This is a genomic window from Streptomyces sp. NPDC044106 (genome assembly GCF_056433985.1).
This window is the reverse complement of the sequence record NZ_JBWKFZ010000009.1, coordinates 354,667-378,601: the sequence shown is the minus strand read 5'-3', so window position 1 is coordinate 378,601 and position 23,935 is coordinate 354,667. Positions and strand designations below refer to the sequence as shown.

Below are 23,935 nucleotides of genomic sequence, written 5' to 3'. Positions count from 1 at the left end.
GCCCGGTTACATTCCGAACCCGGAAGCTAAGCCTCACAGCGCCGATGGTACTGCAGGGGGGACCCTGTGGGAGAGTAGGACGCCGCCGAACTAATTTTGAATGGGAAACCCCCGCACCTTATGGTGCGGGGGTTTTCTGCGTTCCGGGTACTTCAATCGAGGCTCAGGGTGTCGAGGCTTAGAGTCGGGATATGCGCTACGAACTGGTCATCTTCGACAATGACGGCGTCCTCGTCGACAGTGAGCCGATCTCCAACACCATCCTCGCCGGGTACCTGACCGAGCTGGGGCACCCCACCACGTACGAGGACTCCCTGCGGGATTACATGGGGGCCGCCATCCATCGCGTACACGATCTGATTCTTCAGCGCACCGGGCAACGGCTGCCCGAGGATTTCGACGACGTCTTTCACGGGCGGGTGTTCGCCGCTTTCGAGCGGGAGCTGCAACCCGTGGACGGGGCGGTGGAAGTGCTGGAGAAGCTGGCCAAGGACGGGGTGGAGTACTGTCTCGCGTCCTCCGGAAGCCATGAGCGGATTCGGGTCGGGCATCGGAAGACCGGGCTCGACAAGTGGTTCGACGACGGCCGGGTGTTCAGCTCTCAGGATGTGGGGCGAGGGAAGCCGGCCCCCGATCTGTTCCTGTACGCCGCCGAGCGCATGGGGGTGGCTCCGGAGCGATGTGTCGTCGTGGAGGACAGTCCGCTGGGCGTGCGGGCCGCCAACGCCGCCGGGATGGACGTCCTCGGGTTCACCGCCATGACGCCTCCGGAGCGGCTCGTAGGCGCGACTGAACTGTTCGGGGATCTGCGGGACTTGGCTGACCTGCTCGTATGACGTGGGCCGGGGGTCGGCACTGACATTTGTCACCATCAGATCCGGATGATCGTTTCTATCGGTGGGCAGGGGCCGGCGGCGAAGCTGAGGTGGTCGCGAAGGAACGCGGCGGAACCGGGACTACGCAGCCCCAACACGGAGGAACACGATCATGACTCAGCTCGCCGTCGAGGCCCCTGCCGAGAACATCACGCCGGTCGCCTCCGTCCCTGAGGTTTCCGATGTCCGCGCTGCCGTCACCGGTGACGCCCGCAAGGCCCGTCTGGAGTCGCTGAAGCCGCTGGTCCTCGACGCGTTGGTGCCCACCGCCTCGTACTACCTGCTGAGCAAGGGGTTCGGGATGGGGACCATGGCGGCCCTGGGTTGGAGCAGCGTGCTGCCGGCCGGGCGGACCGTGTGGGGGCTGGTCAGGGAGCGGCGGGTCAACGGGCTCGCGGCGCTGATCCTCGCCGCCAACGTCGTCGGGCTGCTGCTGAGCCTGATCGCCGGCGATCCGCGGCTGATGCTCGCCAAGGACAGCGGGATCACCGCCACCGTGGGGATCGCGGTCCTGCTGTCGGTGGTGGCCGGGCGGCCGCTGATGACCACTGGTCTGAAGCCCTGGGTGACCAAGGGGGACGCGGCGCGGACCGCGGCCTGGGAGCGGCTGAGTGCCGAGCGTGGGCGGTTCGCGCGGCTGGAGCGGATGTTCTCCGCCGGGTGGGGACTGGCACTCTTCGGAGAGGCGCTGTTGCGGGTCGTGGGGGCGTACACGCTGCCCATCGACACCATGGTGTGGCTGGGCGGGGTGATCGCTGCGGTGACGATCACGCTGACCGTCGCCGTCAGCGGTCGCCTGGTCGTCGAGCCGATGGAGAAGATGGTCTGCAAGGACGCCGCGCGGGCGGTCGCCTAAGCGGTCACCCAGGCGGCTGCCTAAGCGGTCGCCCAGGCGGCTGGCCGAGCGGTCGCCCCGGTGGTCGTGGGGCGCCGGAATTGGTCCAGAGATCCATCGTGATCCATCTACCCATGGGTAGCCCGGGGCCCTACGCTCTGCAGCCATGACCGAAGAGCTGCGGCGCGGCAGGGCCTCGCTGGCGTTCGCCTTCCTGGCGCAGGGAGCGACTTTCGCCCTGCTCGTGACGCGGATTCCGGCGATCCAGGATCGCTACGGGATATCCGACGGGCTGCTGCCCGTCTTCCTCGCGGCGGTGCCGATCCTGGCCGGGGCCGGGAGCGTGGGCACCGAGCAGCTGGTCAAGAGGGTGCCGCCGAGTGTGGTGCTGAGGTGGTCGCAGCCCGTGGTGCTGCTCGCGCTGCTCGGGGTGGGCGCGGGGGAGGCGCTGTGGCAGGCGGCCGTGGCGCTCGGGGTGTTCGGGCTCGCGGTGGGCGCGCTCGACGCGTCGATGAACATGCTCGGGGTGAGTCTTCAACGGGCTTACGGGCGCAGCATCATGCTCGGGTTTCACGCCGCGTACAGCCTGGGCGGGATCGTGGGGGCCTCGCTGGCCTGGGTCGGGGCGCACTGGGACCTGTCGCTCTTCGTCTCCTATCTGCCGGTCGTGGTGGTGCTGCTGCCGACTGCGCTGGTCGGGAGCCGGTGGTACGCCGATGCGGGGGCGGAGAAGGCGAGTGCGGGGTCCGGGGCGGCGGGAGAGGGCGGGAGTGTCGTCTTCAGGGTGCTGCTGCCGCTCTGCCTGGTGATGACCTTCGCGTACATCGGGGACTCGACCGTCTCCAACTGGAGCGCCAAATACCTGCAGGACGTGCTGGGGAGTTCCGAGGAGGTCTCGACCGTTCCGTACAACGTCTACATGGTCATGACGCTGGTGGGGCGGGGGCTCGGCGATCTGGGTGTGCGGCGGTTCGGGGCCGCGGCGGTGGTGCGGGGCGGGTCCGTGGTGGCCGCGGCGGGGTTCGCGGTGGTGGCGGTGGCGCCCGGCGCGTGGGTGGGGATCGCTGGGTTCACGGTCCTTGGGCTGGGATTGTGCGTGATCGTTCCGCAGACGTTCGCCGCGGCGGGCAGGCTCTTCCCGGGGGCTTCGGACGCGGCCGTCGCGCGACTGAATATCTTCAACTATGTGGGCTTTCTGATCGGTTCACCGCTGGTGGGTGGGCTCGGGGATGCGTGGAACTATCGGGGCGCCATGGTCGTTCCTCTGGTGTTGGTCCTCCTGACCTTGCTGTACGCCCGTTCCTTCGCCCCGGGAACGGACCGGTACGGTGACGGGCATGAGCGGCCGCGCACAGCTGATGTGGGACGAGGCAGTAACGGGCTATGACTTCGGCCCGGGTCACCCGATGGACCCGGTCAGGCTCGCGCTGACCCGAAGCCTGGTCGGCGCCTTCGGGCTCGACCAGGAGCTGGATGTGGTCGCGGCAAAGCGCGCCGGTGATTCGACGCTGCGGCTCGTGCACCGCGGGGACTACGTGGAAGCGGTCAAGGCCGCCTCCGCCGATCCGGACTCCGCGCGCGGGGAGTACGGGCTCGGTACGGAGGACGACCCCGCCTTCGCCGGGATGCACGATGTGTCGGCGCTGATCGCCGGGCAGTCCGTCGGCGCGGCTGAGGCGGTGTGGCGCGGGGACGCGCTGCACGCGGTGAACTTCGCGGGCGGGCTGCACCATGCGATGCCCGGGGGCGCCTCCGGGTTCTGCATCTACAACGACGCGGCGCTCGCCGTCGCGCGCCTCCTTGAGCTGGGCGCCGAGCGCGTCGCGTACGTGGATGTCGACGTGCACCACGGGGATGGGGTGCAGGCCGCCTTCTGGGAGGACCCCCGGGTCCTGACGATCTCGCTCCACGAGCATCCGCGCACGCTGTTCCCGCAGACCGGGTGGCCCGAGGAGACGGGGGCGGACGGGGTGGCCGAAGGGTCCGCCGTGAACGTCGCGCTGCCGGCCGGGACCGGGGACGCGGGGTGGGTGCGCGCCTTTCACGCCGTGGTGCCGGAGTTGCTCGCCGACTTCCGGCCACAGGTCCTCGTGACGCAGCACGGGGCCGACACGCACTTCGAGGATCCCCTCGCGCACCTCGCCGTATCGCTGGACGCGCAGCGGGCCGTGCAGGTCGCCTGTCATGAGCTGGCCCATGAGTACGCCGAGGGGCGGTGGGTCGCTCTGGGGGGTGGGGGGTACGCCGTGGTGGATGTGGTGCCGCGGTCGTGGACGCATCTCGTGGGGGTCGCGGCGGGGCGGCCCGTCGAGCCGACGGCGGTTGTTCCCGAGGCGTGGCGGCGGGAAGTGTTCGCGCGGACGCGGGAGTTGGGGCCGGGGCGGATGACGGATGGGCGGTGGCCCGTGGGGTGGCGGGGGTGGGAGTCGGGGTACGACCCCGCGGATCGGCTCGACCAGGCCGTGGTTGCGGCTCGTCGGGCGGTGTTTCCCTTGCGGGGGTTGTTGGCGTAGGGGGCTTTCCCCTGTCCCGGCCCTTCCCGTAACCGGGGGCTTCGGCCCCGGCCCGGAGGGGCTGCGATTGCCCCCGGTGCCTCGCCTGTCGGCCGGGGCGGACCGTAGTCCCGTTAGCCCAACTGTTGGGGTTTTTCGGGGTTTTGTATGTTTCGGGGTGGGGGATGCGCCAGCATCGGCAGCGTGTTGAGCACCGGCGCGCTGCGTGCGCATTTGTTGGCGGCTCGGTTGGCCGGGCCCGTGGCCACTTCGCGGGAGCAGAGTCTGCGCAGTTATCGGCTCTTCGCGGCCCGGGATCCGCGGATACTGCTCGGGCTCGACCCCGAGTGGAGTTGGGGGGCCGACGATCTGCTGGGGCTGATGGCCGACAAGTGCGGGGTGTCCGCCGATCCGCGGCTCACCACGGGGGCCGATGTCATCGATCCGGAGCGGACGCTGGCCGCGCTCGACGCCTTTGCGGAGCGGCTCGCGGACGCGGCGCGACGGCGGCTTCCGGTGCTCCTCGGGACCGGTCATCCGCATCGGCTGCTCGGGTTCTACGCCGCGTTGGCGGACGCCTTGTCGGCGGCGGGGTGCACCGTCCTCACCCCCGCGCAGGGCAACAGTGTCGACATAACGACCCGGTTCGGCCTACGCACGTACAACCTTGACTACGTACAAGGAGTCGCGCTGGTGCGCGAACCCGGCGTGCGGCCCACCGGGAGTGAGACCGGCGCACACACCCACTCACCACTGCCGGTTCGGGCGGTTCTGGACGCCGCGGCGGAGGCCGGCGGGCCGCTTCCAGAGTTGGTCGTGGGGGACCACGGATGGGTCTGCGGGGCAGGTCAGCTGGGGTTCGAGGCGATCGGGCTCGCGGATACGGACGACCCCGCGCTGTTCGTCGGAGAGGCCGAGGGGCGGGTGTCCGTCGTCGTTCCGCTTGATGACGCTGTGCGGTCTGATTACTACCGACCGCTTACTCGCTATGTACTCAATCGAGCGTGTCTGTCACAGTAGGCGGCCGATGGCTGCTCCTCTTCCCCACTCGCATCATCCGCCCCTAGTCTGGGGAGTGAGCGCATAGCGACGAAGAGTCACCGGAAGGGGAAGCCGGTGCCCGTCATGTGCGGAAGGTTCAGGTGGGGTGTCATGGCTGAGAACCAGAGGCCGCTGAACGAGGTTCAGTTTCTGACCGTGGCGGAAGTCGCCTCGGTGATGCGAGTGTCCAAGATGACCGTGTACCGCTTGGTGCACAGCGGTCATCTGCCCGCCATCCGGGTCGGGAGGTCCTTCCGGGTACCGGAGCAGGCGGTTCACGAGTACCTCCGCGAGTCCTATGTGGGGGTCGAAGCAGGTTGAGCGAGGGGCCTCGCGGGCTCTCGCGGCAGGGGTCATGGCCCCTCGATTACGTCCCTCACGCGGGGGCGGGTAGGCTAGGCCGACGTAGGTCGTGTGGGCCCAGTCTGCTGCCCCGCACCGAGTGAAGAGAAGTGAGCGAGGGTAGTCGTGGGCTCTGTTATCAAGAAGCGGCGTAAGCGGATGGCCAAGAAGAAGCACCGCAAGCTGCTGAAGCGCACTCGCGTTCAGCGTCGCAACAAGAAGTAGGCGGCCGCTGCACAGCGAATTCCGAAGCCCTCCCGTCATCCGACGGGAGGGCTTCGGTGTTTTCGGCCGTCTCCGGGCCCACGGACATCACCCCGCAACGTCCACCCGATAGCGTGGTCGCAGCACAGCGGACGGTAGCGCGGTGAGGCTTTGGGGAAAGGCAGGCGCTGATCTTGGGCAAGGTCGTGCTCGTGACCGGAGTGGCCCGACAGCTGGGCGGGCGGTTCGTCCGGCGTATCCAGCGTGACCCGGACGTCGACCGGGTGGTCGCCGTCGACGCGGTCCCGCCAGAGCACCATCTCGGCGGCGCCGACTTCGTCCGGGCCGACATCCGCCAGCCCACCATCGCCCGCGTGCTCGCCGAGCACGGCGTGGACACGGTCGTCCACATGGACGTCACGGCGACCGCCCTGGGCCGGGGCGGCAGGGGCAGCCGCGGCTCGGTCAAGGAGACCAACGTCATCGGCACCATGCAGCTCCTCGGGGCCATCCAGAAGTCGCCGACGGTGCAGCGGCTCGTGGTGAAGTCGAGCACCAGCGTGTACGGCTCGGCGCCCAAGGATCCCGCGGTCTTCACGGAGAGCACCCCGCCCAAATCGCTGCCCAGCGGTGGCTTCGCCAAGGACGCCGTCGAGGTCGAGGGCTATGTGCGCGGCTTCGCGCGGCGCCGCCCTGACGTCGCGGTGTGCGTACTGCGCTTCGCCAACATCCTCGGGCCCGCCGCCGACTCCCCGCTCGCCGAGTACTTCTCGCTGCCGGTCCTGCCGACCGTGTTCGGCTACGACCCCCGCCTGCAGTTCGTCCACGAGGACGACGCGGTCGAGGTGCTGCGGCTCGGCTCGCACGAACCGGCGCGCGGCACGCTCAACAGCGGCACGTTCAACATCGCGGGCGAGGGGCAGCTGCTGCTCTCGCAGTGCTCGCGGCGGCTCGGCCGCCCCACCGTCCCGGTGTTCCTGCCGGCCGTCACCTGGGTCGGCTCGGCGCTGCGCACGCTCGGCATGACGGACTTCTCGCCCGAGCAGATCAGACTGCTCACGCACGGCAGGGTCGTGGCCATCCGGCAGATGCGCGAGACACTGGGGTTCAGGCCGAAGTACACGACGGCGGAGACCTTCGCGGACTTCGTACGCAGCCGGGGCCCCGGGCTGCTGCCGCCAAGTGCCCTCGCGGGGGCAGTCGACCGGATCGCCGCGCTGCCCCTCGCGGGCGGCCACCAGAGCGCCAACTGAGGAGAGCGTCAACGATGGCGGACGCCAAGGTCATTCCGTTCGACGACGACCGGTCGCGCGGCGGCGCACAGCGCGCGGCGCGCCGCAGGCCTGCGCCCCGGCGCCCGGGCGATCCCGTGGCCGGGGTGAAGGCGCTGCCCGGGCAGCAGGAGGGACCGCAGCCGGAAGGGCCACGGGCCGAGGAGGCGCGGGCGACCGCCCCCGGGCCGGCCGGACGGGCCCCGGAGCCGCGCGGTGGCGGCTGGGACCGGCGCATCGCGAGCGGCCTTGCCTTTCTGCGGCGGCGGCTGACCGGCGAGTACGAGGTCGACGACTTCGGTTACGACGAGGAGCTCACCGACCAGGTCCTGATGTCGCTGCTCCGCCCGTTCTACGAGAAGTACTTCCGGGTGGAGGTGAAGGGCATCGAGAACATCCCCGCCGACGGCGGGGCGCTGATCGTCGCCAACCACTCCGGCACGCTGCCGCTGGACGGCCTGATGATGCAGGTCGCGGTGCACGACAACCACCCGCAGGGCCGGCATCTGCGGCTCCTCGCCGCCGACCTGGTCTTCATGCTGCCGGTCGTCAATGAGCTGGCCCGCAAGGCCGGGCACACCCTGGCCTGCGCCGAGGACGCCGAGCGGCTGCTCGGACGGGGTGAGCTGGTCGGTGTGATGCCGGAGGGCTTCAAGGGCATCGGCAAGCCGTTCAGCGAGCGCTACAAGCTGCAGCGGTTCGGCCGCGGCGGCTTCGTCTCGACGGCGCTGCGCACGGGCTCGCCGATCGTGCCGTGCTCGATCGTCGGGGCGGAGGAGATCTACCCGATGATCGGCAACGCGAAGACGCTGGCGCGGGTGCTCGGGATCCCGTACTTCCCGATCACGCCCACGTTCCCGTGGCTGGGGCCGCTGGGCGCGGTGCCGCTGCCGACGAAGTGGACGATCCAGTTCGGGGAGCCGATCCCGACGGACGGCTATCCGCCGGAGGCGGCGGAGGATCCGATGCTGATGTTCAACCTGACGGATCAGGTGCGGGAGCAGATCCAGCATTCGCTGTACAAGCTGCTTGTGCAGCGGCGGTCGGTGTTCTTCTAGGCCGTGTTCTTGTAGGCCGTGTTCCCCCGGACCGTGTTCTTTCAGGCCGTGTTCTTTCAGGCCGTTCGGCCGCATGACTGATCGGGGGCGCTCTCCTCGCCAGGAGGGCGCCCCCGATCACGTACCGCCTGCGACTACTTCGCGTCCTCTCCCTTGACGCCCAGCTCCGGGAGCAGGCCGGGCAGGAGCGGGGGCAGGGTGACGTCGGGCTTGGCCGGGGACGCGTCCTGGCCGGGCTTGCTCTTGCCCTTGCCCTTGCCGTCCGACGGGGTCGGGGACGTCTTCTCGGCCGGTGGGTCGAGGAGGCCGCCCGTGGTCCCGCCGAGGAGGCCGTCGTCCTTGCTGTGCGACGTGCTCGGCCTGGGCTTGCTGTCGTGGCTGGTGCCGCCGCTGTGCGAACCGCCACCGCCCGAGGGATGGGAGGGGCGCCGGTCGGAGTCGCCGGAGCCGCTGGGGCTCCGGGGCGTCCGGCCGGTCGCGCCGCCCCGCTCCGGGGGGTGGGGCAGCCTGGCGCGCAGCGGGTCGACCTCGTCGTCTATGGCGTCGAAGACGGAACTCACCTGCTGGCCCACGTCACCCAGCTGGACGGGGAGGCGGCCCTGGAGGTCGCTCCACGCCTCGCGGTGCGATCGGGAGAACGAGGACAGCGCCTGGATGGGGCCGAGGGAGCCGTCGCGCTCGTAGGCCTCGAGGAGCAGGCGGCGGCCCTCGGTGGCATCGTGCCGCATGCCGGAGAGGGCGCGTCTGACCTCGCCGAGGGACTCGTGGTCGAGGGTGCCGGAGCGGCCCCGTTCCATGAGCCTGCGTGCCTCGCTGAGCCGGGTGGACGCGTGGTCGAGGTAGATCTGGCCGCGGTCGGTGTCGTCGTCGGCCAGGCCCAGTTTGAAGTCCTCCATGCCGCGTTTGAGGCCGTAGAGCGAGTCGCCGGGCAGCGCGTCGGAACTGGCGGCCGCAACTCCGCCGAACGCGCCCGCGGCGACGCCGACGGTGAGGCCGCCCGCCGCGATTCCCTTGGACAGACGGGAGCGCGGCCGCAGCTTCCGCAGGGCGCCCGCTCGGTGCGCGCCCTTGCGGGAGCGCTGTTCGGGCACCGATGGACTGTTGCCCTCGAGAAGCATGGCTTCCATCGCGGCCACGAGCTGGGCGCGCTGGACGACCTTGACCTCGGGGTCGAGGGCGGGTTTGGGCAGCGCGTCGAGACCTTCCGCCAGGGCCAGCAGGTGGCTCTGCTCGGTCGGTTCGGAACGGGCCGCGGTGGTTTCGGCGGACTCCACGGATGCGGCCGCGGGTGCGGATGTGGGCGCGGAGTCCTCGGACTGCTCGGCCGCCGGACCCTGGTCGGAATGCTCCTCCAGGGCCTGGGCGAAGGCGTTCGCCCGCCGGTGGGCCGATACGTTCGCGATCACTGGCGGCACCTCCTCTCGTCAAGACGGTCGACTCCCCAGGGGGTCCTGAGGGTTGCATGTCCTGACCATTTCCACACGATCTCGTGAGCGGAGCCGGACAGGTAGCGACCACAGGGAGCCTGCATCCCGCACAACGAGCGTCGCGGCACTTGGGTTACGGACGAAAGATGATCGGACCGCGACAAGTCCGCAGCGGCCATCTGGCCGCCACGGAAGGTGAGTTGGAGGTTACGGAGCATTACGGCGGCGGTGGTTTCCGTGGGTGGAGGGGTGGGGGGCGCGGGCGGGGCTAGCGGACGTCGTCGGGCAGGAGGCGGGCGAGCGTGCGTACCGCGCGGTACTGGAGGGTTTTGATCGCGCCCTCGTTCTTGCCCATGACCCGCGCGGTCTCGGCGACGGAGAGGCCCTGGAGGAAGCGCAGGGTCACGCACTCCTGCTGCTGGGGGTTGAGGCGGCGGACGGCTTCGAGCAGCGCCGCGTTCGAGAGGGACTCCAGGACGGAGTCCTCGGGGCTGCGCTCGACCTCGTTGGCGTCGAGCATTTCACCGGTGGTCACTTCGAGGCGGAACCGGCTCGATTTGAAGTGATCCGCGACCAGGTTGCGGGCGATCGTGACCAGCCAGGCGCCGAAGTCGCGGCCCTGCCAGGTGAAGGTGCCGATGCGGCGCAGTGCGCGCAGGAAGGTCTCGCTGGTGAGGTCCTCGGCGGTCGCCTTGCCGCCCACGCGGTAGTAGATGTAGCGGTAGACCGTGTCGCTGTACTGGTCGTAGAGGCGGCCGAAGGCGTCGGACTCGCCGGCCTGGGCGCGCTCGACGAGTTCCATCATGCGGGCGCTGTCGCTGTCCGCGGCGGGACGGCGGGGGGTGGGGGCGGAGGTGGCGGCAGCGGCGCCGGAGCGGGACCGTCTGCTGACAGCCCGTCCGTCTCCCGACCGCCGCCCCTCAAGGACGGCACTGCGTGCCGGCACCTCTTCGATGCCGTTCGCCAGGGCGTAGCACGGCCCGGCGGGTGCGGGGACGGCGAGGGCGGGGACGGCGGGGACGGCGTACGCGGTGGGGACGAAGCCGCGCAAGCGGTCGATGACCGTTGCGCGCAGCGTAGCCAGGCCCGAGGCGTCAACCCCGACGTGTGGGTACACGGGACTCCCAGAGGCAGAGCTTCCATCACGTGCAGTACAGGACCTTTCACTCGTCGTAGCGACGTGCGGGGTCCCTTATGCGTCTGAGGAGAATAACGCTTCGTACAGGCAGCACTACACCCAGTTGCTAAAATCATCGATTACGTCGCTTCCGTAACCGACTGACGCCTGTTCAAGTACCGGAGAGTGACCGATTGTTGATCGAATCAGTTCACATTCCGTGTCGGGGTGAGGCGTGTTGTGGTCGAGTGCTACCGCCGTGACTGGCCGGAGCCGGGCCGGGGTAGGAGCGTCGGAATGCCGGGCCGGGCAGCGCAGGAACGCGCGTGCCCTGGCGGACGGGGTGTCAGTGACGGCGGCGGTGCAGGGCGATGGCCGCGGCGGCGCCGCCCGCGAGCGCGCCGACGCCCGCGGCGGCCGGGATGCCGACCTTCGCCGCCTTGCGGCCCGTGCGGTAGTCCCGCAGCCGCCACTCCCGCTCCCGCGCGTGCTTGCGCAGTTTGGCGTCGGGGTTGATCGCGTAGGGATGCCCGACGAGCGAAAGCATCGGGATGTCGTTGTGCGAGTCGCTGTACGCGGCGCAACGGGTGAGGTCCAGGCCCTCGGCGGCGGCCAGGGCGCGGACGGCCTCGGCCTTGGCGGGGCCGTGCAGGGGCTCGCCGACGAGCTTGCCGGTGTAGACGCCGCCGACGGACTCGGCGACGGTGCCGAGCGCGCCGGTCAGGCCGAGGCGGCGGGCGATGACCGTGGCGATCTCCACCGGGGCGGCGGTGACCAGCCAGACCTTCTGGCCCGCGTCGAGGTGGGCCTGGGCCAGGGCGCGGGTGCCCGGCCAGATGCGCTCCGCCATGTACTCGTCGTAGATCTCCTCGCCGATGGACATCAGCTCGGCGACGCGGTGGCCCTTGACGATGGAGAGGGCGCTGTCGCGGGCGTCCTGCATGTGCTCGGGGTCCTCGACCCCGGCGAGCCTGAACCACGCCTGCTGCCAGGCGAACCGGAACAGTTCCTGGCGCTCGAAGAACTTCCGCTTGTACAGGCCGCGGCCGAAGTGGAAGATCGCGGCGCCCTGCATCACGGTGTTGTCGAGGTCGAAGAAGGCGGCGGCCTTGACGTCGCCGACGACGGGGAACTCCGGTTCCTTCGGCTCCTCGCCGGCCGCGGTCCGCGCCGCCAGGCCTTCGAGCTCCTCCAGCTCCTGGGAGGACTTGCGGGCGGCCTCGGCGGAGGCCTCGCCTGCCAACACGCTCCGCGCCGTGGCGGAGCGCCTACGGGGAGTGAGCCATCCGAGAGCGGCCATGCGGTGAGCATAGCCAGTCGGTCCGGTGGTTCCGGAGTCGGGAGGATTCGGGCCTGTGAACTCTCCGCGTCCATGCCGTTAAGGGGCCCGCGCCGATGGGGTGAGAATGGCGGCCATGAGCCCGATTTTTCGTCGTAGTGGCGGTCGTACGAAGAAGAAGCCGCAGGAGCGGCTTGTCACCCTGATCGGCAAGCCGGGGTGCCATCTGTGCGACGACGCGCAGTCGGTGATCGAGAAGGTCTGCGGGGAGGTGGGCACGCCCTGGGAGAAGAAGGACATCACGCAGGACGAGGAGTTGCACCGGGCCTACTGGGAGCAGATCCCGGTGGTGCTCGTGGACGGGGAGCAGCACACCTTCTGGCGGGTGGACGAGAACCGGCTGCGGCGGGAATTGACCGGGTAGCTCCGGCACCTACTGACCGACCAGTCCAAAGGGTGCGCGATTTCGTTTACGCTTTGGGGCGGTTTTGGTCTCGGGGGCGATGATCGTGAGGAGTGTGTGCGGTTTTGCCCCCGGTAGATGAGCAACGACGCGGCCCGCGCGCCGGTTCCACGATGGTGCGCCGGGGGCGCGTGACCCCGGTCACGTTGGCCGGGCAAATCGGACACCATCTTTGTGCACGCGTTCACAAAGACATAGCCTGCATTCGACGGGGCGGTCTGGGGACGAGTGACCGCCTGCAGCCCCGCTCTACCCGCAGGAGCACCGTGGCAACTGGCCGAACTCACCGACCGGCGACCCGCAGCCGAGGGATTCCCGAGGCCACCGTCGCCAGGCTTCCGCTGTACCTCCGAGCCCTCACCGCACTGTCGGAGCGCTCGGTGCCCACGGTCTCCTCCGAGGAGCTCGCGGCCGCCGCGGGAGTCAACTCCGCGAAGCTGCGCAAGGACTTCTCGTACCTCGGCAGCTACGGAACGCGCGGCGTCGGCTACGACGTCGAGTACCTCGTCTACCAGATCTCCCGCGAACTCGGGCTGACCCAGGACTGGCCGGTTGTCATCGTCGGCATCGGCAACCTCGGCGCGGCCCTCGCCAACTACGGCGGGTTCGCCTCCCGCGGCTTCCGCGTCGCCGCGCTGATCGACGCCGACCCGGCCATGGCGGGCACGCCCGTCGCGGGCATGCCGGTGCAGCACAGCGACGACCTCGAGAAGATCATCGAGGAGAACGGCGTCTCGATCGGCGTCATCTCGACCCCGGCGGGCGCCGCCCAGCAGGTCTGCGAGCGGCTCGTCGCCGCCGGTGTGACCTCCATCCTGAACTTCGCTCCGACGGTCCTCTCCGTGCCGGACGGTGTCGACGTGCGCAAGGTCGACCTCTCCATCGAGCTGCAGATCCTCGCCTTCCACGAGCAGCGCAAGGCCGGTGAGGACGCGGCCACCGAGGGGCCCGTGCCGCCCGTCGCCGCCAAGCAGCAGCGGAAGGGACCCGACGGGGACGTACCCGCCGTGATGCCGGCATGAGTCTCCTGGTCGTGGGGCTGAGCCACCGCAGCGCCCCCGTGAGCGTCCTTGAGCGGGCCGCGCTGTCCGCCGACGCGCAGGCCAAGCTCCTGCAGGACACCCTCGCCGCCGAGCCCGCCACCGAGGCGTCCGTGCTCGCCACGTGCAACCGCATCGAGCTCTACGCCGACGTGGACAAGTTCCACGCGGGCGTCGCCGAGCTGTCCACCCTGCTCGCGCAGCACAGCGGCGTCGGCCTGGAGGAGCTCACCCCCTATCTGTACGTCCACTACGAGGACCGCGCCGTCCACCACCTCTTCTCGGTGGCCTGCGGGCTCGACTCGATGGTCGTCGGCGAGGGGCAGATCCTCGGGCAGATCAAGGACGCCCTCGCGCGCTCCCAGGAGCTGCACACCGCGGGCAAGCTCCTCAACGACCTCTTCCAGCAGGCCCTGCGGGTCGGCAAGCGCGCGCACTCCGAGACCGGCATCGACCGGGCCGGGCAGTCGCTCGTGACCTTCGGCCTCGAACAGCTCGCCGGGCGCGAGCCGGTCGACGCCTGGGCGGCGGGCAAGCGCGCCGTGATCATCGGCGCCGGGTCCATGTCCTCGCTGGCCGCGGCGACGCTCGCGCGCGCCGGCATGGCGGAGATCGTGGTCGCCAACCGCACGCTGGAGCGTGCGGAGCGGCTCGCGGAGATCCTCGGCGAGTCCGCCGGTGACCGCGGCCTGCGCGCCCGCGCCGTTCCCATGGACGCCGTGGCGGAAGAACTGACACGTGCCGACGTCGCCGTCTCCTGCACCGGCGCGACCGGCCTGGTGCTGACCGCGGACGCCGTCGTCGCCGCCGTCGAGGGGCGCGTACCCGCCTCGGACGGCCGGACCGGCGAGGCGCCCCCGCAGGCCGGGAACGGCCCGGCGGACCAGGGCACCCGGACGGCCACCGTGGCCGACGAGGGCTGCCCGGTCGACCTGTCCGCGCCGCGCGGCTTCTCCGTCGCAGGTGAGGCGGCCGTCGCCGGAATGGACGCGGCGGCCCTGGAACAGCACGCGGCCTGGATGGACAACGCCCCGGCCGAGCGGCGCGAGGAGCAGGCCCCGGACCCGCGGGCCGAGGCCGAGGCGATCGCCGCGCTCGCGGCCGCCGCTCGCGTCACGGGCCGGCTCCCGGAGCGGCGCAACCCGGCGTCGTCGTCGGCCGGCGCTGCCCGCCCGGCCGTGCTCGCCCTCCTCGACCTCGCCATGCCCCGCGACATCGACGCCGCCGCGCACCGCGTCCCCGGCGTGCGGCTCGTCGACATCGAGTCGCTCGCGGAGGCCTCCGCCGACGCACCCATGGCCAACGACGTCGAGCAGGTGCGCGGCATCGTCTCCGACGAGGTCGCCGCGTTCGGCGCCGCGCAGCGGGCCGCGCACATCACGCCGACCGTGGTCGCCCTGCGCACCATGGCCGCCGATGTGGTGGCCGGTGAGATGGCGCGGCTCGAAGGACGGCTGCCCGGCCTGGAGGACAAGCAGCGCGCGGAGATCACCCAGACCGTGCGCCGCGTCGTCGACAAGCTGCTGCACGCGCCGACGGTGCGGGTCAAGCAGCTGGCGAGCGAGCCCGGCGGCGCCGGATACGCGGACGCGCTGCGCACCCTCTTCGACCTCGACCCGCAGACGGTCGCGGCGGTCAGCCGTGCTGACCACATGAACAACGAGAACGACGACCCGAATCGAGGCCGGGCATGAACGAGAAGGCCCTCAGGCTCGGGACCAGGCGCAGCAAACTGGCCATGGCCCAGTCCGGCCAGGTGGCCGCTGCCGTCACGGAACTCACGGGGCGACCCGTCGAGCTGGTGGAGATCACGACGTACGGCGACACCTCGCGCGAGCACCTCGCGCAGATCGGTGGCACCGGCGTCTTCGTCGCCGCCCTGCGCGAGGCCCTGTCCCGCGACGAGGTGGACTTCGCCGTCCACTCGCTCAAGGACCTGCCCACCGCGCAGCCCGCAGAGCTCACCCTCGCCGCGGTGCCCCCGCGCGAGGACCCGCGCGACGCGCTGATCGCACGCGACGGACGCACCTTCGCCGAGCTCCCCGACGGAGCTCGCGTCGGCACCGGCTCGCCGCGCCGCATGGCGCAGCTGAACGCCTACGCGCGCAGCCACGGCATGACCATCCAGACCGTGCCGATCCGCGGGAACGTCGACACCCGCATCGGATACGTGCACAAGGGGGAGCTCGACGCCGTCGTGCTCGCCGCCGCCGGACTCAACCGCGTCGGCAGGTCCGACGAGGTGACCGAGCTCCTGTCGGTCGACACCGTTCTGCCCGCCCCCGGCCAGGGGGCACTGGCGATCGAGTGTGCCGCGCACAACGCGTCACTCGCCGCCGCGCTCGCCGAGCTCGACGACCCGCTCACCCGGGCCGCCGTCACCGCCGAGCGGTCCCTGCTCGCCGCCCTGGAGGCCGGTTGCAGCGCACCTGTGGGTGCGCTGGCCGACGTCCTGGCCGACGGGCAGATTGTCAAGGAAATGCGCCTGCGAGGCGTCGTCGGTACGACCGACGGCTCGACGCTGGTGCAGCTGTCCACCACCGGTCCCGTGCCTGAGACGGAGACCCAAGCCATGGCGCTGGGCCGCGAACTCGCGGCCGAGATGCTCGCCAAGGGCGCGGCCGGTCTGATGGGGGAGCGAGCACTTTGAGCCCCACCTCGAACCTTCCCGGCCTTCCCGCACACGGGCACGTCACCTTTCTCGGTGCCGGACCCGGAGATCCGGGACTGCTGACCCTGCGCGCCGTCGAGGCGCTGGCCCGAGCGGATGTGCTGATCGCCGAGCCCGATGTGCTCGACGTCGTCCGCGTGCATGCCAGGGGAGGTGTGGACACACCCCGGCCGACAGCTGACGACACGTCAATGACCGCCGACGCGACGCCGTTCCGAGCTGCCGCCAATCTTGTCATGGAGGCCGCGAAGGGCGGCAGGCGGGTCGTGCGTGCGGTGAGCGGCGACCCGGGCCTCGACTCGTACGCGGCGGGCGAGATGCTCGCCTGCGCGGCCGAGGGCATCCCCTTCGAGGTCGTGCCGGGCGTCGCGGCGGCCGTCGGCGTGCCCGCGTACGCCGGTGTGCCGCTGCGCGACGCGCAGGGCGCGGACGTCCGCTTCGTCGACGCCCGTACCGCCTCCGACCGCTGCTGGAGCGAGGTCGGCGCGTCCGACGGGACCGTCGTCGTCTCGACGGCGCTCGACTCGGTGGCCGCGGCCGCCGGTGAGCTGGTGGCCGCGGGCCGCAAGCCGGACACCCCGATGACCCTGACCGTGGCCGGTACGACGACGCGCCAGCGCACCTGGACCGCGACGCTCGGCACCATCGCGCAGGTCCTCAAGCAGGCGAAGGTGCTGCCCTCGCCGGACGGGGGCCAGCCCGTCATAGCCGTGGTCGGCGAGCGTTCCTCCGCCGCGCAGCGCGACCAGCTGTCGTGGTTCGAGTCGAAGCCGCTCTTCGGGTGGCGCGTGCTCGTGCCGCGCACGAAGGAGCAGGCGGCCTCGCTCTCCGACCAGCTGCGCTCCTACGGCGCCGTGCCGCACGAGGTCCCGACCATCGCGGTGGAGCCGCCGCGCACGCCCCAGCAGATGGAGCGCGCGGTCAAGGGCCTGGTGACCGGGCGTTACGAGTGGATCGCCTTCACCTCCGTCAACGCCGTCAAGGCGGTGCGGGAGAAGTTCGAGGAGTACGGGCTCGACGCGCGTGCCTTCGCCGGGATCAAGGTCGCGGCCGTCGGTGAGCAGACCGCCAACGCGCTGATCGCCTTCGGTGTGAAGCCGGACCTGGTGCCGAGCGGTGAGCAGTCGGCCGCCGGGCTCCTGGAGGACTGGCCGCCGTACGACCCGGTCTTCGACCCGATCGACCGGGTGTTCCTGCCGCGGGCCGACATCGCCACGGAGACGCTGGTCGCCGGGCTCATCGACCTCGGGTGGGAGGTCGACGACGTGACCGCCTACCGGACGGTGCGGGCGTCGCCGCCGCCCGCGGACACGCGTGAGGCGATCAAGGGCGGCGGCTTTGACGCGGTGCTCTTCACGTCGTCCTCGACCGTGCGCAATCTCGTCGGGATCGCCGGGAAGCCGCACAACGTGACCGTGATCGCGTGTATCGGTCCCGCCACCGCGAAGACCGCGGAGGAGCACGGGCTGCGGGTGGACGTGATGGCCCCGGAGCCTTCGGTCCACAAGCTGGCGGAGGCGTTGGCGCAGTTCGGTACGGCGCGGCGTGCCGCCGCGCTGGAGGCGGGCGATCCTGTCACCCGGCCCAGCGAGCGTCGGCCGGGGTCCCGTCGGAGGCGTACGGCGCCCTGAGCGGTCCGGCACCGTTGATCACCGGCTTCGCCGAGTCCGTCCTCGAACGCCGGACGGGCTGAATTCCCCTGGTCCCGGCTGAGAACCTTCAGCCGGGACCAGAACCTTTCGTGAGGTGAGAGAGACAGTGACCAAGTACGGATCGTTCCCCGGGGCACGGCCCCGCAGGCTGCGGACCACCCCCGCCATGCGGCGCATGGTCGCCGAGACGCGGCTGCACCCGGCCGATCTGATCCTGCCCGCGTTCGTGCGCGAGGGGATCAGTGCTCCGGTGGAGATCGGGGCCATGCCCGGCGTCTTCCAGCACACCCGCGACAGCCTGAAGAAGGCCGCCGTCGACGCGCTGGAGGCCGGGGTCGCCGGGATCATGCTGTTCGGCGTGCCGGAGGAGTCGAAGAAGGACGCCGTGGGCACGCAGGGCACCGACCCGGACGGCATCCTCCAGGTGGCGCTCCGTGACGTGCGGGCCGAGGTCGGCGACGACCTCATCGTCATGTCGGACCTGTGCCTCGACGAGACGACCGATCACGGGCACTGCGGTGTCCTGGACGCCGAGGGCCGCGTCGACAACGACGCGACTCTTGAGCGGTACGCGGAGATGGCGCAGGTGCAGGCCGACGCGGGCGCCCATGTGGTGGGGCCCAGCGGCATGATGGACGGTCAGATCGGCGTCATCCGTGACGCGTTGGACCAGGTCGGCCACGAGGACGTGTCCATCCTCGCGTACACCGTGAAGTACTCCTCGGCGTTCTTCGGCCCCTTCCGCGAGGCCGTCGGCTCGTCCCTCAAGGGCGACCGCAAGACCTACCAGCAGGACCCCGCCAACACCCGGGAGTCCATGCGGGAGCTGGCGCTGGACCTCGAGGAGGGCGCCGACATGGTGATGGTGAAGCCGGCGGGCCCCTACCTCGACATCCTCGCGAGGGTCGCCGACGAGGTGGACGTGCCGGTGGCGGCGTACCAGATCAGCGGCGAGTACTTGATGATCGAGGCCGCCGCGGAGCGGGGCTGGATCGACCGGGACAAGGCGATCATGGAGTCCCTGACGGGGATCAAGCGCGCGGGCGCCAACATGATCCTGACGTACTGGGCGACCGAGGTCGCGCGACAGCTCTGAGGGGCCTGTGTCAGGACGAACCCTACCGGCCGCGGGCGGGCGCTTCGGCGCCTTGCCCGCGGCCGGGCCGGTTTGGGGGTTCGGGGGCGGGCGTCCATGACGTGCCCCTGTGCGTCGTCGGTGCCGCACGGCACCCCTTCGCCCTCACCAGCTCAGGGCGAGCTCCCGCGACGTCTGCCAGTAGGTGGTCGTGGCCGTGCTGTCCACATACACGCCGGCCGCGGGCAGCTTGACCGCCTTCTCCCTGCCGACGCCGCCGTCCATCGCCCGGTTGGCGAACAGGACGCCGAGGCGGTGGGCGGTGTACCCGTCGCTTCCGCTGCCGTCGGCCGCCGAGGTCAGGACGCCCGCGTACGCCGACTCGCCGGGCTCCAGGGTGACCACGGCCTGCGGGACGGAGTCCCTGTTGACGGCGGTGGAGGACTGGGCGTCGTCGAAGCGGAGGTAGGGGGCGCCGTAGGCGTAGCAGGGGGTGGTGCCGGTGTTGGTGGCGGTGATCAGGAGATGGTTCGCGGGGCGGGCGACTTCGGTCACCTTCAGCTTGGTGGTGGCTCCCGAGCAGGTGACCGGATTCGCGGCCTCCGCGGTGCGCCGGTTGGCGGTGGGCTGCGACGCCGTGCTGTGGTTGGCAGCGGTCTGCGCCGTGAACGTCGCCGCACCCTCGTCGCGGGTGCCGGTGCCGTCCGCGCAGGCCGCGAGAGACAGGGTTCCAACGGTGATCGCGGCGGCGGTGAAGGCGCGGAGGGCGAGGTTGGGCCGGGTGTTCGTAACGGTACTGGTGCGGAACATGGCTGGTCCTTCGTGACGGGTGCCGTGAACGGCATGCTTGGATGACGAAAGCTTGTGCGGTACTTCGTCCCAGCCGCCACAAGCGCGGGGGAGTTGGGGACGCTGGAACGTTCGTACCGGCCCTGACCAGGGCGGACGACATCACCCTGGAACGATGGACTGGGATGGGGGAGGACGGAGATGGCGTCGCTCGCGGAGCTGCTGCGGGAGCTCAAGGAGCGGTCGGGGCACAGCTACGGAGTGCTGGCCAAGCGGCTTCACATGAGTACGTCGACGTTGCACCGGTACTGCAACGGGGACGCGGTGCCCACCGAGTTCGCGCCGGTGGAGCGGTTCGCCCGCCTCTGCAAGGCGACGCCGGAAGAGCTGGTGGAGGTCCACCGGCGGTGGATCCTGGCGGACGCGGACCGGGGGCGGAAGACGGAGCCGCCGACCGCTCGCAAGGCGGCGCGGGAGACCGGGTCCGGTGCTCCGGCAGAGCAGCCGTCGGACCCGGAGCCGGAGCAGCCGTCGGACCCGGAGCCGGAGCCGTCCGAGCCGGGTGACGCGCCCGGGCCCTCGCGCAGACGCCGGACCCTCGTCCTCGCGGCCGCCGTCGCCGCGGTCGTCGGGGTCGGCTCCGTCGCCCTCGCCATGAACGGCGACGAGGGCGGCGGGCACGAGCGGAACGCCGGGCCCGCCGCATCGTCGGGCCCGAGCGCGGCCTCGCCCGAATCCCCCGGCGAGGTCAGCGGCAAGGGCGAGGCCCAGGACAAGAGCAAGGGCAAGGGCGAGGGCAAAGGCAAGGACGGCGGCAAGGAGAAGCAGGGCGCCCCCTCCGCGACGCCGTCCCACAAGGGCAACGTGGCACCCGATTCCACCCGGGGCGACAAGGGGCCCGCGGCCGGCGGCGCGCAGGGTGACCTCGACGTGGTGACCACCCGCACCAAGCCGTACGCCTACGACGAGCCCTGCGGCAGGGACTTCCTGGTCAACCGCAAGCCGGGTGAGGTGCCGCAGCCGCCGGCCGCGCCGCAGGACACCCCCAGCTGGGTCGGCGACCTCGGCGCGGTCGCGTCCGGCGACCAGTACATCGAGGTCACCGTGCAGGGCCTCAGCAAGGAAACCGTCGTCCTGGAAGGCATGGACGTCCGTGTGCAGAGCACCAGCGCGCCGCTGACCTGGAACAACTACCAGATGGCGACCGGCTGCGGCGGCGACGTGTTCACCAAGTCCTTCAACGTCGACCTCGACGACGCGGCGCCGCGCGTCACGACCAAGCGGGGCCAGCGTGACTTCCCGTACAAGGTCAGCGAGAGCGACCCCGAGGTCTTCTACATCAACGCCGACGTCGCGTCGCACGACGTCCGCTGGTACCTCGAACTGCGGTGGTCCAGCGGCAAACGGCACGGCGTGGCCCGCATCGACGACCAGGGCAAGCCGTTCCGCACCAGCGGTGCGTCGGGGCGCCCCACGTACGGCTGGCCGCCCGGCAACACGAAGTGGGAGAGGCAGTTGCAGGACGGCTGAGGGCGGGAGGGAGCGGTTGGGCGCGGAGCGGGGCGGTTGGGCGCGGAGCGGGACTGCTGGGCGCGGAGCGGGACGGTTGGGCGCGGAGCGGGACTGCTGGGCGCGGAGCGGGACGGTTGGGCGCGGAGCGGGACGGCGGGCCGTGGGCCGAAATGGGTGTCTCCGGTACGGCCCTGCCCACCGCGCCCGCATCCCCCGTCCGCATCCCGGAATGGCCGGTGTAGGGGCCACCCACGTGCTTAGGGTGCGGGCAAGCCGAGCCGTCCGAGCCGTCCGAGGAGCCCCGCCGTGACCGTCACCGAGCCCGCACCCACCGCCGCCCCGGCCCCCGCCCCCATGCCGCCGTTCGCCACGCGCGCCGCCGCGGTCGGCGGTTCCCCGGTGCGGGACATCCTCGCGGTCACCGCGCGGCCCGAAGTCATCAACTTCGCGGGCGGGCTGCCCGCCCCCGACCTCTTCGACGGCGACGGCATCGCGGCCGCCTTCCGCGCCGTGCTCGCCGAGACGCCCGAGCGGGCGCTCCAGTACTCGACGACCGAGGGCGAACCCGCGCTGCGTACCGTCATAGCCGCACGGACGGCCGCCCGCGGACTGCCGACCGGCGCCGACGACGTACTCGTCACCACCGGATCGCAGCAGGCGCTCTCGTTGCTCGCCACCGCGCTGATCGAGCCCGGCGACACCGTCCTCGTCGAGAACCCCTGCTACCTGGCGGCACTTCAGGCCTTCGGCTTCGCGGGCGCGCGCGTCGTGCCCGTGCCCTGCGACGCGTCGGGCATCGACCCGGCCGCCCTCGACGAACTCGTCGCCCTGCACCGCCCCAAGCTGCTCTACACCGTGCCCACCTTCCAGAACCCGACCGGCCGCACCCTGCCCACCGACAGGCGCGCGGCCGTCGCCCGGGTCGCCGAGGAGCGCGGCCTGTGGATCGTCGAGGACGACCCGTACGGCGAGCTGCGCTTCGAGGGTGAGCGCGCGCCGTGGATCGCCACGTACCCCGGTGCCGAGGACCGCACCGTCCTGCTCGGCAGCTTCTCCAAGGTCATGGCGCCCGGCCTGCGGATCGGCTGGCTGCGCGCGCCCGCCGCGCTGCTGCGCGCCTGCGCCGTCGCCAAACAGGCCGCCGACCTGCACACCCCGACCGTCAACCAGCTCGCCGCCGCCCGCTACCTGACCGACCGGGACCTGGACGCGCACGTCGCCCGCGTCGCGGCGATCTACCGCGACCGCCGCGACGCGATGCTCGCGGGGCTCGGCGATGCGCTGCCGCGGGGCTCCAGCTGGATCCGGCCCGAGGGCGGCATGTTCGTGTGGGCGAAGCTCCCCGATGGCTACGACACGTCGGAACTGCTGCGGACCGTCATCGCGCACGACGTGGCCTACGTGCCGGGTGCGCCGTTCTTCGCCGGTGAGCCGGACCGGTCGACCCTGCGCATGTGCTTCGTGACGCAGTCGCCAAAGGAGATCGCGGAGGGGCTGCGGCGTCTCGCCCGCGGCCTTGGTGAAGACTGAACGAACTCACGTGATTTCGCAGGCAGTTGCCGACTCCCGAGCCTAGGGTGACCCCTGTTGAGCGTGCGTCCGCCCGGGGAGTGCGGACGCACCGGACAGAGGGGATCACCCATGCGCAGTTCAACCCTGCCCGCCAAGAGATTCCGGCGTGCCCTGACCGGCGTCGCGGTGGCCGGCGGCCTGCTCGCCGTCGCCGCCCCCGCGCAGGCAGCCGCCCCCGCGCAGGCAGCCGCCCCCGCGCAGGCAGCCGCCCCCGCGCAGGCAGCCGCCCCCGCGCAGGCAGCCGCCCCCGCGCAGGCAGCCACCTCCGCGCAGGCCGCCCCCGGTGACCCGGTCGCCGTCAGCTCGTACGCGTACACGAGCGCCGAGGGCGACTACATCGGTCAGGGCAAGTCGGGCACGTACAAGGATCCGCAGAGCCCGGTGCGGATCAGCGGGACCGCGGAGTACCTGACGGTGTCGCTGCCCGACGCGGAGTGGAGCATCGTCATCGCGGCGCCGCGGGGCGAGAAGCTGCGCCCCGGCGTCTACCGGGGCGCAGAGCGCGCCGCGTTCCGCACCGGCCGCTCGCCCGGTCTCGACGTCAGCGGCGGCAGCCGGGGCTGCAACGAGGTGTACGGGCAGTTCTCGGTCAACCAGATCGAGACGGACGCGGAAGGCAAGGTCACCCTCCTGGACGCGGCGTTCACCCAGAACTGCGAGGATGCCACGGCTCCCGCCCTCAAGGGCGCCGTCAAGTTCCGGGCCTACCCGCTCTCGTACCGCTTCCAGAGCGACCCCGGTGACTACATCGGCGGCGGCCGGACCGTCGGCTACACCGGCTCCACCAGCACCTTCAGGGCGAGCGGGGACGCCTCGGGGGTGCGGTACTCGGTCTCGGGGAAGCGCGACGAGTGGTGGGCCGACATCGGCGCGCCGAAGGGGCAGACCCTGGAGGTCGGCAAGACCTACCAGGCCAACCGGTTCGGCGACGACGGCCTCGCGGAACTCGACGTCTACGGCGACGGGCGTGGCTGCAACACCACGTCGGGGGAGTTCAAGGTCACCAAGCTCGCCCTCGACGAGACCGGCAAACTCAAGGCGTTCGCCGCGACGTTCAAGCAGCGCTGCGAAAGCGACGGCACGGCCGCGCTGAACGGCACGATTCACTACTACGCCTGACCGCCCCGTACCCCGTCAGGACCGCCCGGGCGCAAGAGACGCTCGGGCGGTCAAAGACAGGCTCTCCGGGGCGCTCGGGCGGTCAGAGGCGCCGCTCGGGC

22 protein-coding genes and 1 rRNA gene are annotated in these 23,935 nt (G+C 71.3%); 19 read left to right on the top strand and 4 right to left on the bottom strand.

The window, feature by feature from the left end; translation table 11 throughout:
* The 10 genes from rrf to AC07DI_RS19020 form a co-directional block, all read left to right on the top strand.
* Positions 1–91, top strand: a 5S ribosomal RNA gene (gene rrf, locus AC07DI_RS19065); the annotation flags it as partial.
* Between the two features lie 100 nt (positions 92–191).
* Positions 192–836: an HAD family hydrolase gene (locus AC07DI_RS19060; protein WP_384260431.1), complete on the top strand. Its 645-nt coding sequence runs from the start codon at positions 192–194 to the stop codon at positions 834–836.
* Between the two features lie 151 nt (positions 837–987).
* Positions 988–1,731, top strand: a complete 744-nt coding sequence (locus AC07DI_RS19055; protein WP_478905294.1) for a VC0807 family protein — start codon at positions 988–990, stop codon at positions 1,729–1,731.
* A 145-nt stretch (positions 1,732–1,876) separates the two neighbouring features.
* On the top strand, positions 1,877–3,097 hold the full coding sequence (locus AC07DI_RS19050) for an MFS transporter (protein WP_478905293.1): 1,221 nt from the start codon (positions 1,877–1,879) through the stop codon (positions 3,095–3,097).
* Positions 3,048–4,223, top strand: coding sequence for an acetoin utilization protein AcuC (locus tag AC07DI_RS19045; RefSeq protein ID WP_384260439.1), 1,176 nt, complete (start codon positions 3,048–3,050; stop codon positions 4,221–4,223). The genes AC07DI_RS19050 and AC07DI_RS19045 overlap by 50 nt, the downstream gene beginning before the upstream one ends.
* A gap of 183 nt (positions 4,224–4,406) precedes the next feature.
* A complete protein-coding gene (locus AC07DI_RS19040; RefSeq protein WP_478905292.1) occupies positions 4,407–5,222 on the top strand; it encodes a phosphatase in 816 nt (271 codons plus the stop codon).
* A gap of 132 nt (positions 5,223–5,354) precedes the next feature.
* On the top strand, positions 5,355–5,564 hold the full coding sequence (locus AC07DI_RS19035) for a helix-turn-helix domain-containing protein (protein ID WP_062770509.1): 210 nt from the start codon (positions 5,355–5,357) through the stop codon (positions 5,562–5,564).
* A 147-nt stretch (positions 5,565–5,711) separates the two neighbouring features.
* The gene (locus tag AC07DI_RS19030) at positions 5,712–5,810 is read left to right on the top strand and encodes a 30S ribosomal protein bS22 (RefSeq protein ID WP_003948845.1); all 99 of its coding nucleotides are present in this window, start codon (positions 5,712–5,714) and stop codon (positions 5,808–5,810) included.
* A 173-nt stretch (positions 5,811–5,983) separates the two neighbouring features.
* Complete coding sequence (locus AC07DI_RS19025) at positions 5,984–7,042, top strand: NAD-dependent epimerase/dehydratase family protein (RefSeq protein WP_384260444.1); 1,059 nt, start codon at positions 5,984–5,986, stop codon at positions 7,040–7,042.
* 14 nt (positions 7,043–7,056) lie between these two features.
* Positions 7,057–8,118 carry a lysophospholipid acyltransferase family protein gene (locus AC07DI_RS19020; protein ID WP_478905291.1) on the top strand — a complete coding sequence of 354 codons (1,062 nt, stop codon included), beginning with the start codon at positions 7,057–7,059 and terminating at the stop codon, positions 8,116–8,118.
* Between the two features lie 134 nt (positions 8,119–8,252).
* Here the strand turns inward: AC07DI_RS19020 and AC07DI_RS19015 are convergent, their stop codons facing one another.
* The 3 genes from AC07DI_RS19015 to AC07DI_RS19005 form a co-directional block, all read right to left on the bottom strand.
* The gene (locus AC07DI_RS19015) at positions 8,253–9,524 is read right to left on the bottom strand and encodes a DUF5667 domain-containing protein (protein ID WP_478905290.1); all 1,272 of its coding nucleotides are present in this window, start codon (positions 9,522–9,524) and stop codon (positions 8,253–8,255) included.
* A gap of 289 nt (positions 9,525–9,813) precedes the next feature.
* Positions 9,814–10,662, bottom strand: coding sequence for an ECF subfamily RNA polymerase sigma factor, BldN family (locus AC07DI_RS19010; RefSeq protein WP_384260452.1), 849 nt, complete (start codon positions 10,660–10,662; stop codon positions 9,814–9,816).
* A gap of 346 nt (positions 10,663–11,008) precedes the next feature.
* A complete protein-coding gene (locus AC07DI_RS19005) occupies positions 11,009–11,962 on the bottom strand; it encodes an HAD family hydrolase (RefSeq protein WP_384260455.1) in 954 nt (317 codons plus the stop codon).
* 106 nt (positions 11,963–12,068) lie between these two features.
* On the opposite strand from AC07DI_RS19005, the gene AC07DI_RS19000 reads away from it, so the two are divergent.
* The 6 genes from AC07DI_RS19000 (at position 12,069) to hemB (ending at position 18,863) form a co-directional block, all read left to right on the top strand.
* A complete protein-coding gene (locus AC07DI_RS19000) occupies positions 12,069–12,365 on the top strand; it encodes a glutaredoxin family protein (protein WP_384260458.1) in 297 nt (98 codons plus the stop codon).
* A 305-nt stretch (positions 12,366–12,670) separates the two neighbouring features.
* Entirely contained in the window at positions 12,671–13,426 is a 756-nt protein-coding gene (locus AC07DI_RS18995; RefSeq protein ID WP_384260460.1) for a redox-sensing transcriptional repressor Rex, read from the top strand.
* Positions 13,423–15,138 carry a glutamyl-tRNA reductase gene (locus AC07DI_RS18990; RefSeq protein ID WP_384260463.1) on the top strand — a complete coding sequence of 572 codons (1,716 nt, stop codon included), beginning with the start codon at positions 13,423–13,425 and terminating at the stop codon, positions 15,136–15,138. Before AC07DI_RS18995 ends, AC07DI_RS18990 begins: the two co-directional genes overlap by 4 nt.
* Positions 15,135–16,094 (top strand): hydroxymethylbilane synthase, encoded by a 960-nt coding sequence (hemC, locus tag AC07DI_RS18985; RefSeq protein WP_384260465.1) that lies wholly within the window; start codon positions 15,135–15,137, stop codon positions 16,092–16,094. The genes AC07DI_RS18990 and hemC overlap by 4 nt, the downstream gene beginning before the upstream one ends.
* Positions 16,091–17,746: a bifunctional uroporphyrinogen-III C-methyltransferase/uroporphyrinogen-III synthase gene (locus tag AC07DI_RS18980; RefSeq protein ID WP_384260468.1), complete on the top strand. Its 1,656-nt coding sequence runs from the start codon at positions 16,091–16,093 to the stop codon at positions 17,744–17,746. Before hemC ends, AC07DI_RS18980 begins: the two co-directional genes overlap by 4 nt.
* Before the next feature lie 127 nt (positions 17,747–17,873).
* Entirely contained in the window at positions 17,874–18,863 is a 990-nt protein-coding gene (gene hemB / locus AC07DI_RS18975; protein ID WP_478905289.1) for a porphobilinogen synthase, read from the top strand.
* A gap of 144 nt (positions 18,864–19,007) precedes the next feature.
* Here the strand turns inward: hemB and AC07DI_RS18970 are convergent, their stop codons facing one another.
* Entirely contained in the window at positions 19,008–19,652 is a 645-nt protein-coding gene (locus AC07DI_RS18970; protein ID WP_478905288.1) for a DUF4232 domain-containing protein, read from the bottom strand.
* A gap of 180 nt (positions 19,653–19,832) precedes the next feature.
* Here AC07DI_RS18970 and AC07DI_RS18965 point away from each other — a divergent pair, with 180 nt between their 5' ends.
* The 3 genes from AC07DI_RS18965 to AC07DI_RS18955 all read left to right on the top strand — a co-directional run bounded on the left by AC07DI_RS18965 (position 19,833) and on the right by AC07DI_RS18955 (position 23,834).
* Positions 19,833–21,161, top strand: a complete 1,329-nt coding sequence (locus AC07DI_RS18965) for a helix-turn-helix domain-containing protein (protein WP_478905287.1) — start codon at positions 19,833–19,835, stop codon at positions 21,159–21,161.
* Positions 21,162–21,449: 288 nt separating this feature from the next.
* Entirely contained in the window at positions 21,450–22,673 is a 1,224-nt protein-coding gene (locus AC07DI_RS18960) for an aminotransferase-like domain-containing protein (RefSeq protein WP_478905286.1), read from the top strand.
* 111 nt (positions 22,674–22,784) lie between these two features.
* Positions 22,785–23,834, top strand: coding sequence for a hypothetical protein (locus AC07DI_RS18955; RefSeq protein ID WP_478905285.1), 1,050 nt, complete (start codon positions 22,785–22,787; stop codon positions 23,832–23,834).
* Positions 23,835–23,935 lie beyond the last annotated feature (101 nt).

Excerpts from the sequence above, each read along its gene's own strand:
- AC07DI_RS19060 (WP_384260431.1), top strand. The coding sequence starts at position 192 with ATGCGCTACGAACTGGTCATCTTCGACAATGACGGCGTCCTCGTCGAC.
- AC07DI_RS19055 (WP_478905294.1), top strand. The coding sequence starts at position 988 with ATGACTCAGCTCGCCGTCGAGGCCCCTGCCGAGAACATCACGCCGGTC.
- AC07DI_RS19050 (WP_478905293.1), top strand. The coding sequence starts at position 1,877 with ATGACCGAAGAGCTGCGGCGCGGCAGGGCCTCGCTGGCGTTCGCCTTC.
- AC07DI_RS19045 (WP_384260439.1), top strand. The coding sequence starts at position 3,048 with ATGAGCGGCCGCGCACAGCTGATGTGGGACGAGGCAGTAACGGGCTAT.
- AC07DI_RS19035 (WP_062770509.1), top strand. The coding sequence starts at position 5,355 with ATGGCTGAGAACCAGAGGCCGCTGAACGAGGTTCAGTTTCTGACCGTG.
- AC07DI_RS19020 (WP_478905291.1), top strand. The coding sequence starts at position 7,057 with ATGGCGGACGCCAAGGTCATTCCGTTCGACGACGACCGGTCGCGCGGC.
- AC07DI_RS19005 (WP_384260455.1), bottom strand. The coding sequence starts at position 11,962 with ATGGCCGCTCTCGGATGGCTCACTCCCCGTAGGCGCTCCGCCACGGCG.
- AC07DI_RS19000 (WP_384260458.1), top strand. The coding sequence starts at position 12,069 with ATGGCGGCCATGAGCCCGATTTTTCGTCGTAGTGGCGGTCGTACGAAG.
- AC07DI_RS18990 (WP_384260463.1), top strand. The coding sequence starts at position 13,423 with ATGAGTCTCCTGGTCGTGGGGCTGAGCCACCGCAGCGCCCCCGTGAGC.
- hemC (WP_384260465.1), top strand. The coding sequence starts at position 15,135 with ATGAACGAGAAGGCCCTCAGGCTCGGGACCAGGCGCAGCAAACTGGCC.
- AC07DI_RS18970 (WP_478905288.1), bottom strand. The coding sequence starts at position 19,652 with ATGTTCCGCACCAGTACCGTTACGAACACCCGGCCCAACCTCGCCCTC.
- AC07DI_RS18965 (WP_478905287.1), top strand. The coding sequence starts at position 19,833 with ATGGCGTCGCTCGCGGAGCTGCTGCGGGAGCTCAAGGAGCGGTCGGGG.
- AC07DI_RS18955 (WP_478905285.1), top strand. The coding sequence starts at position 22,785 with ATGCGCAGTTCAACCCTGCCCGCCAAGAGATTCCGGCGTGCCCTGACC.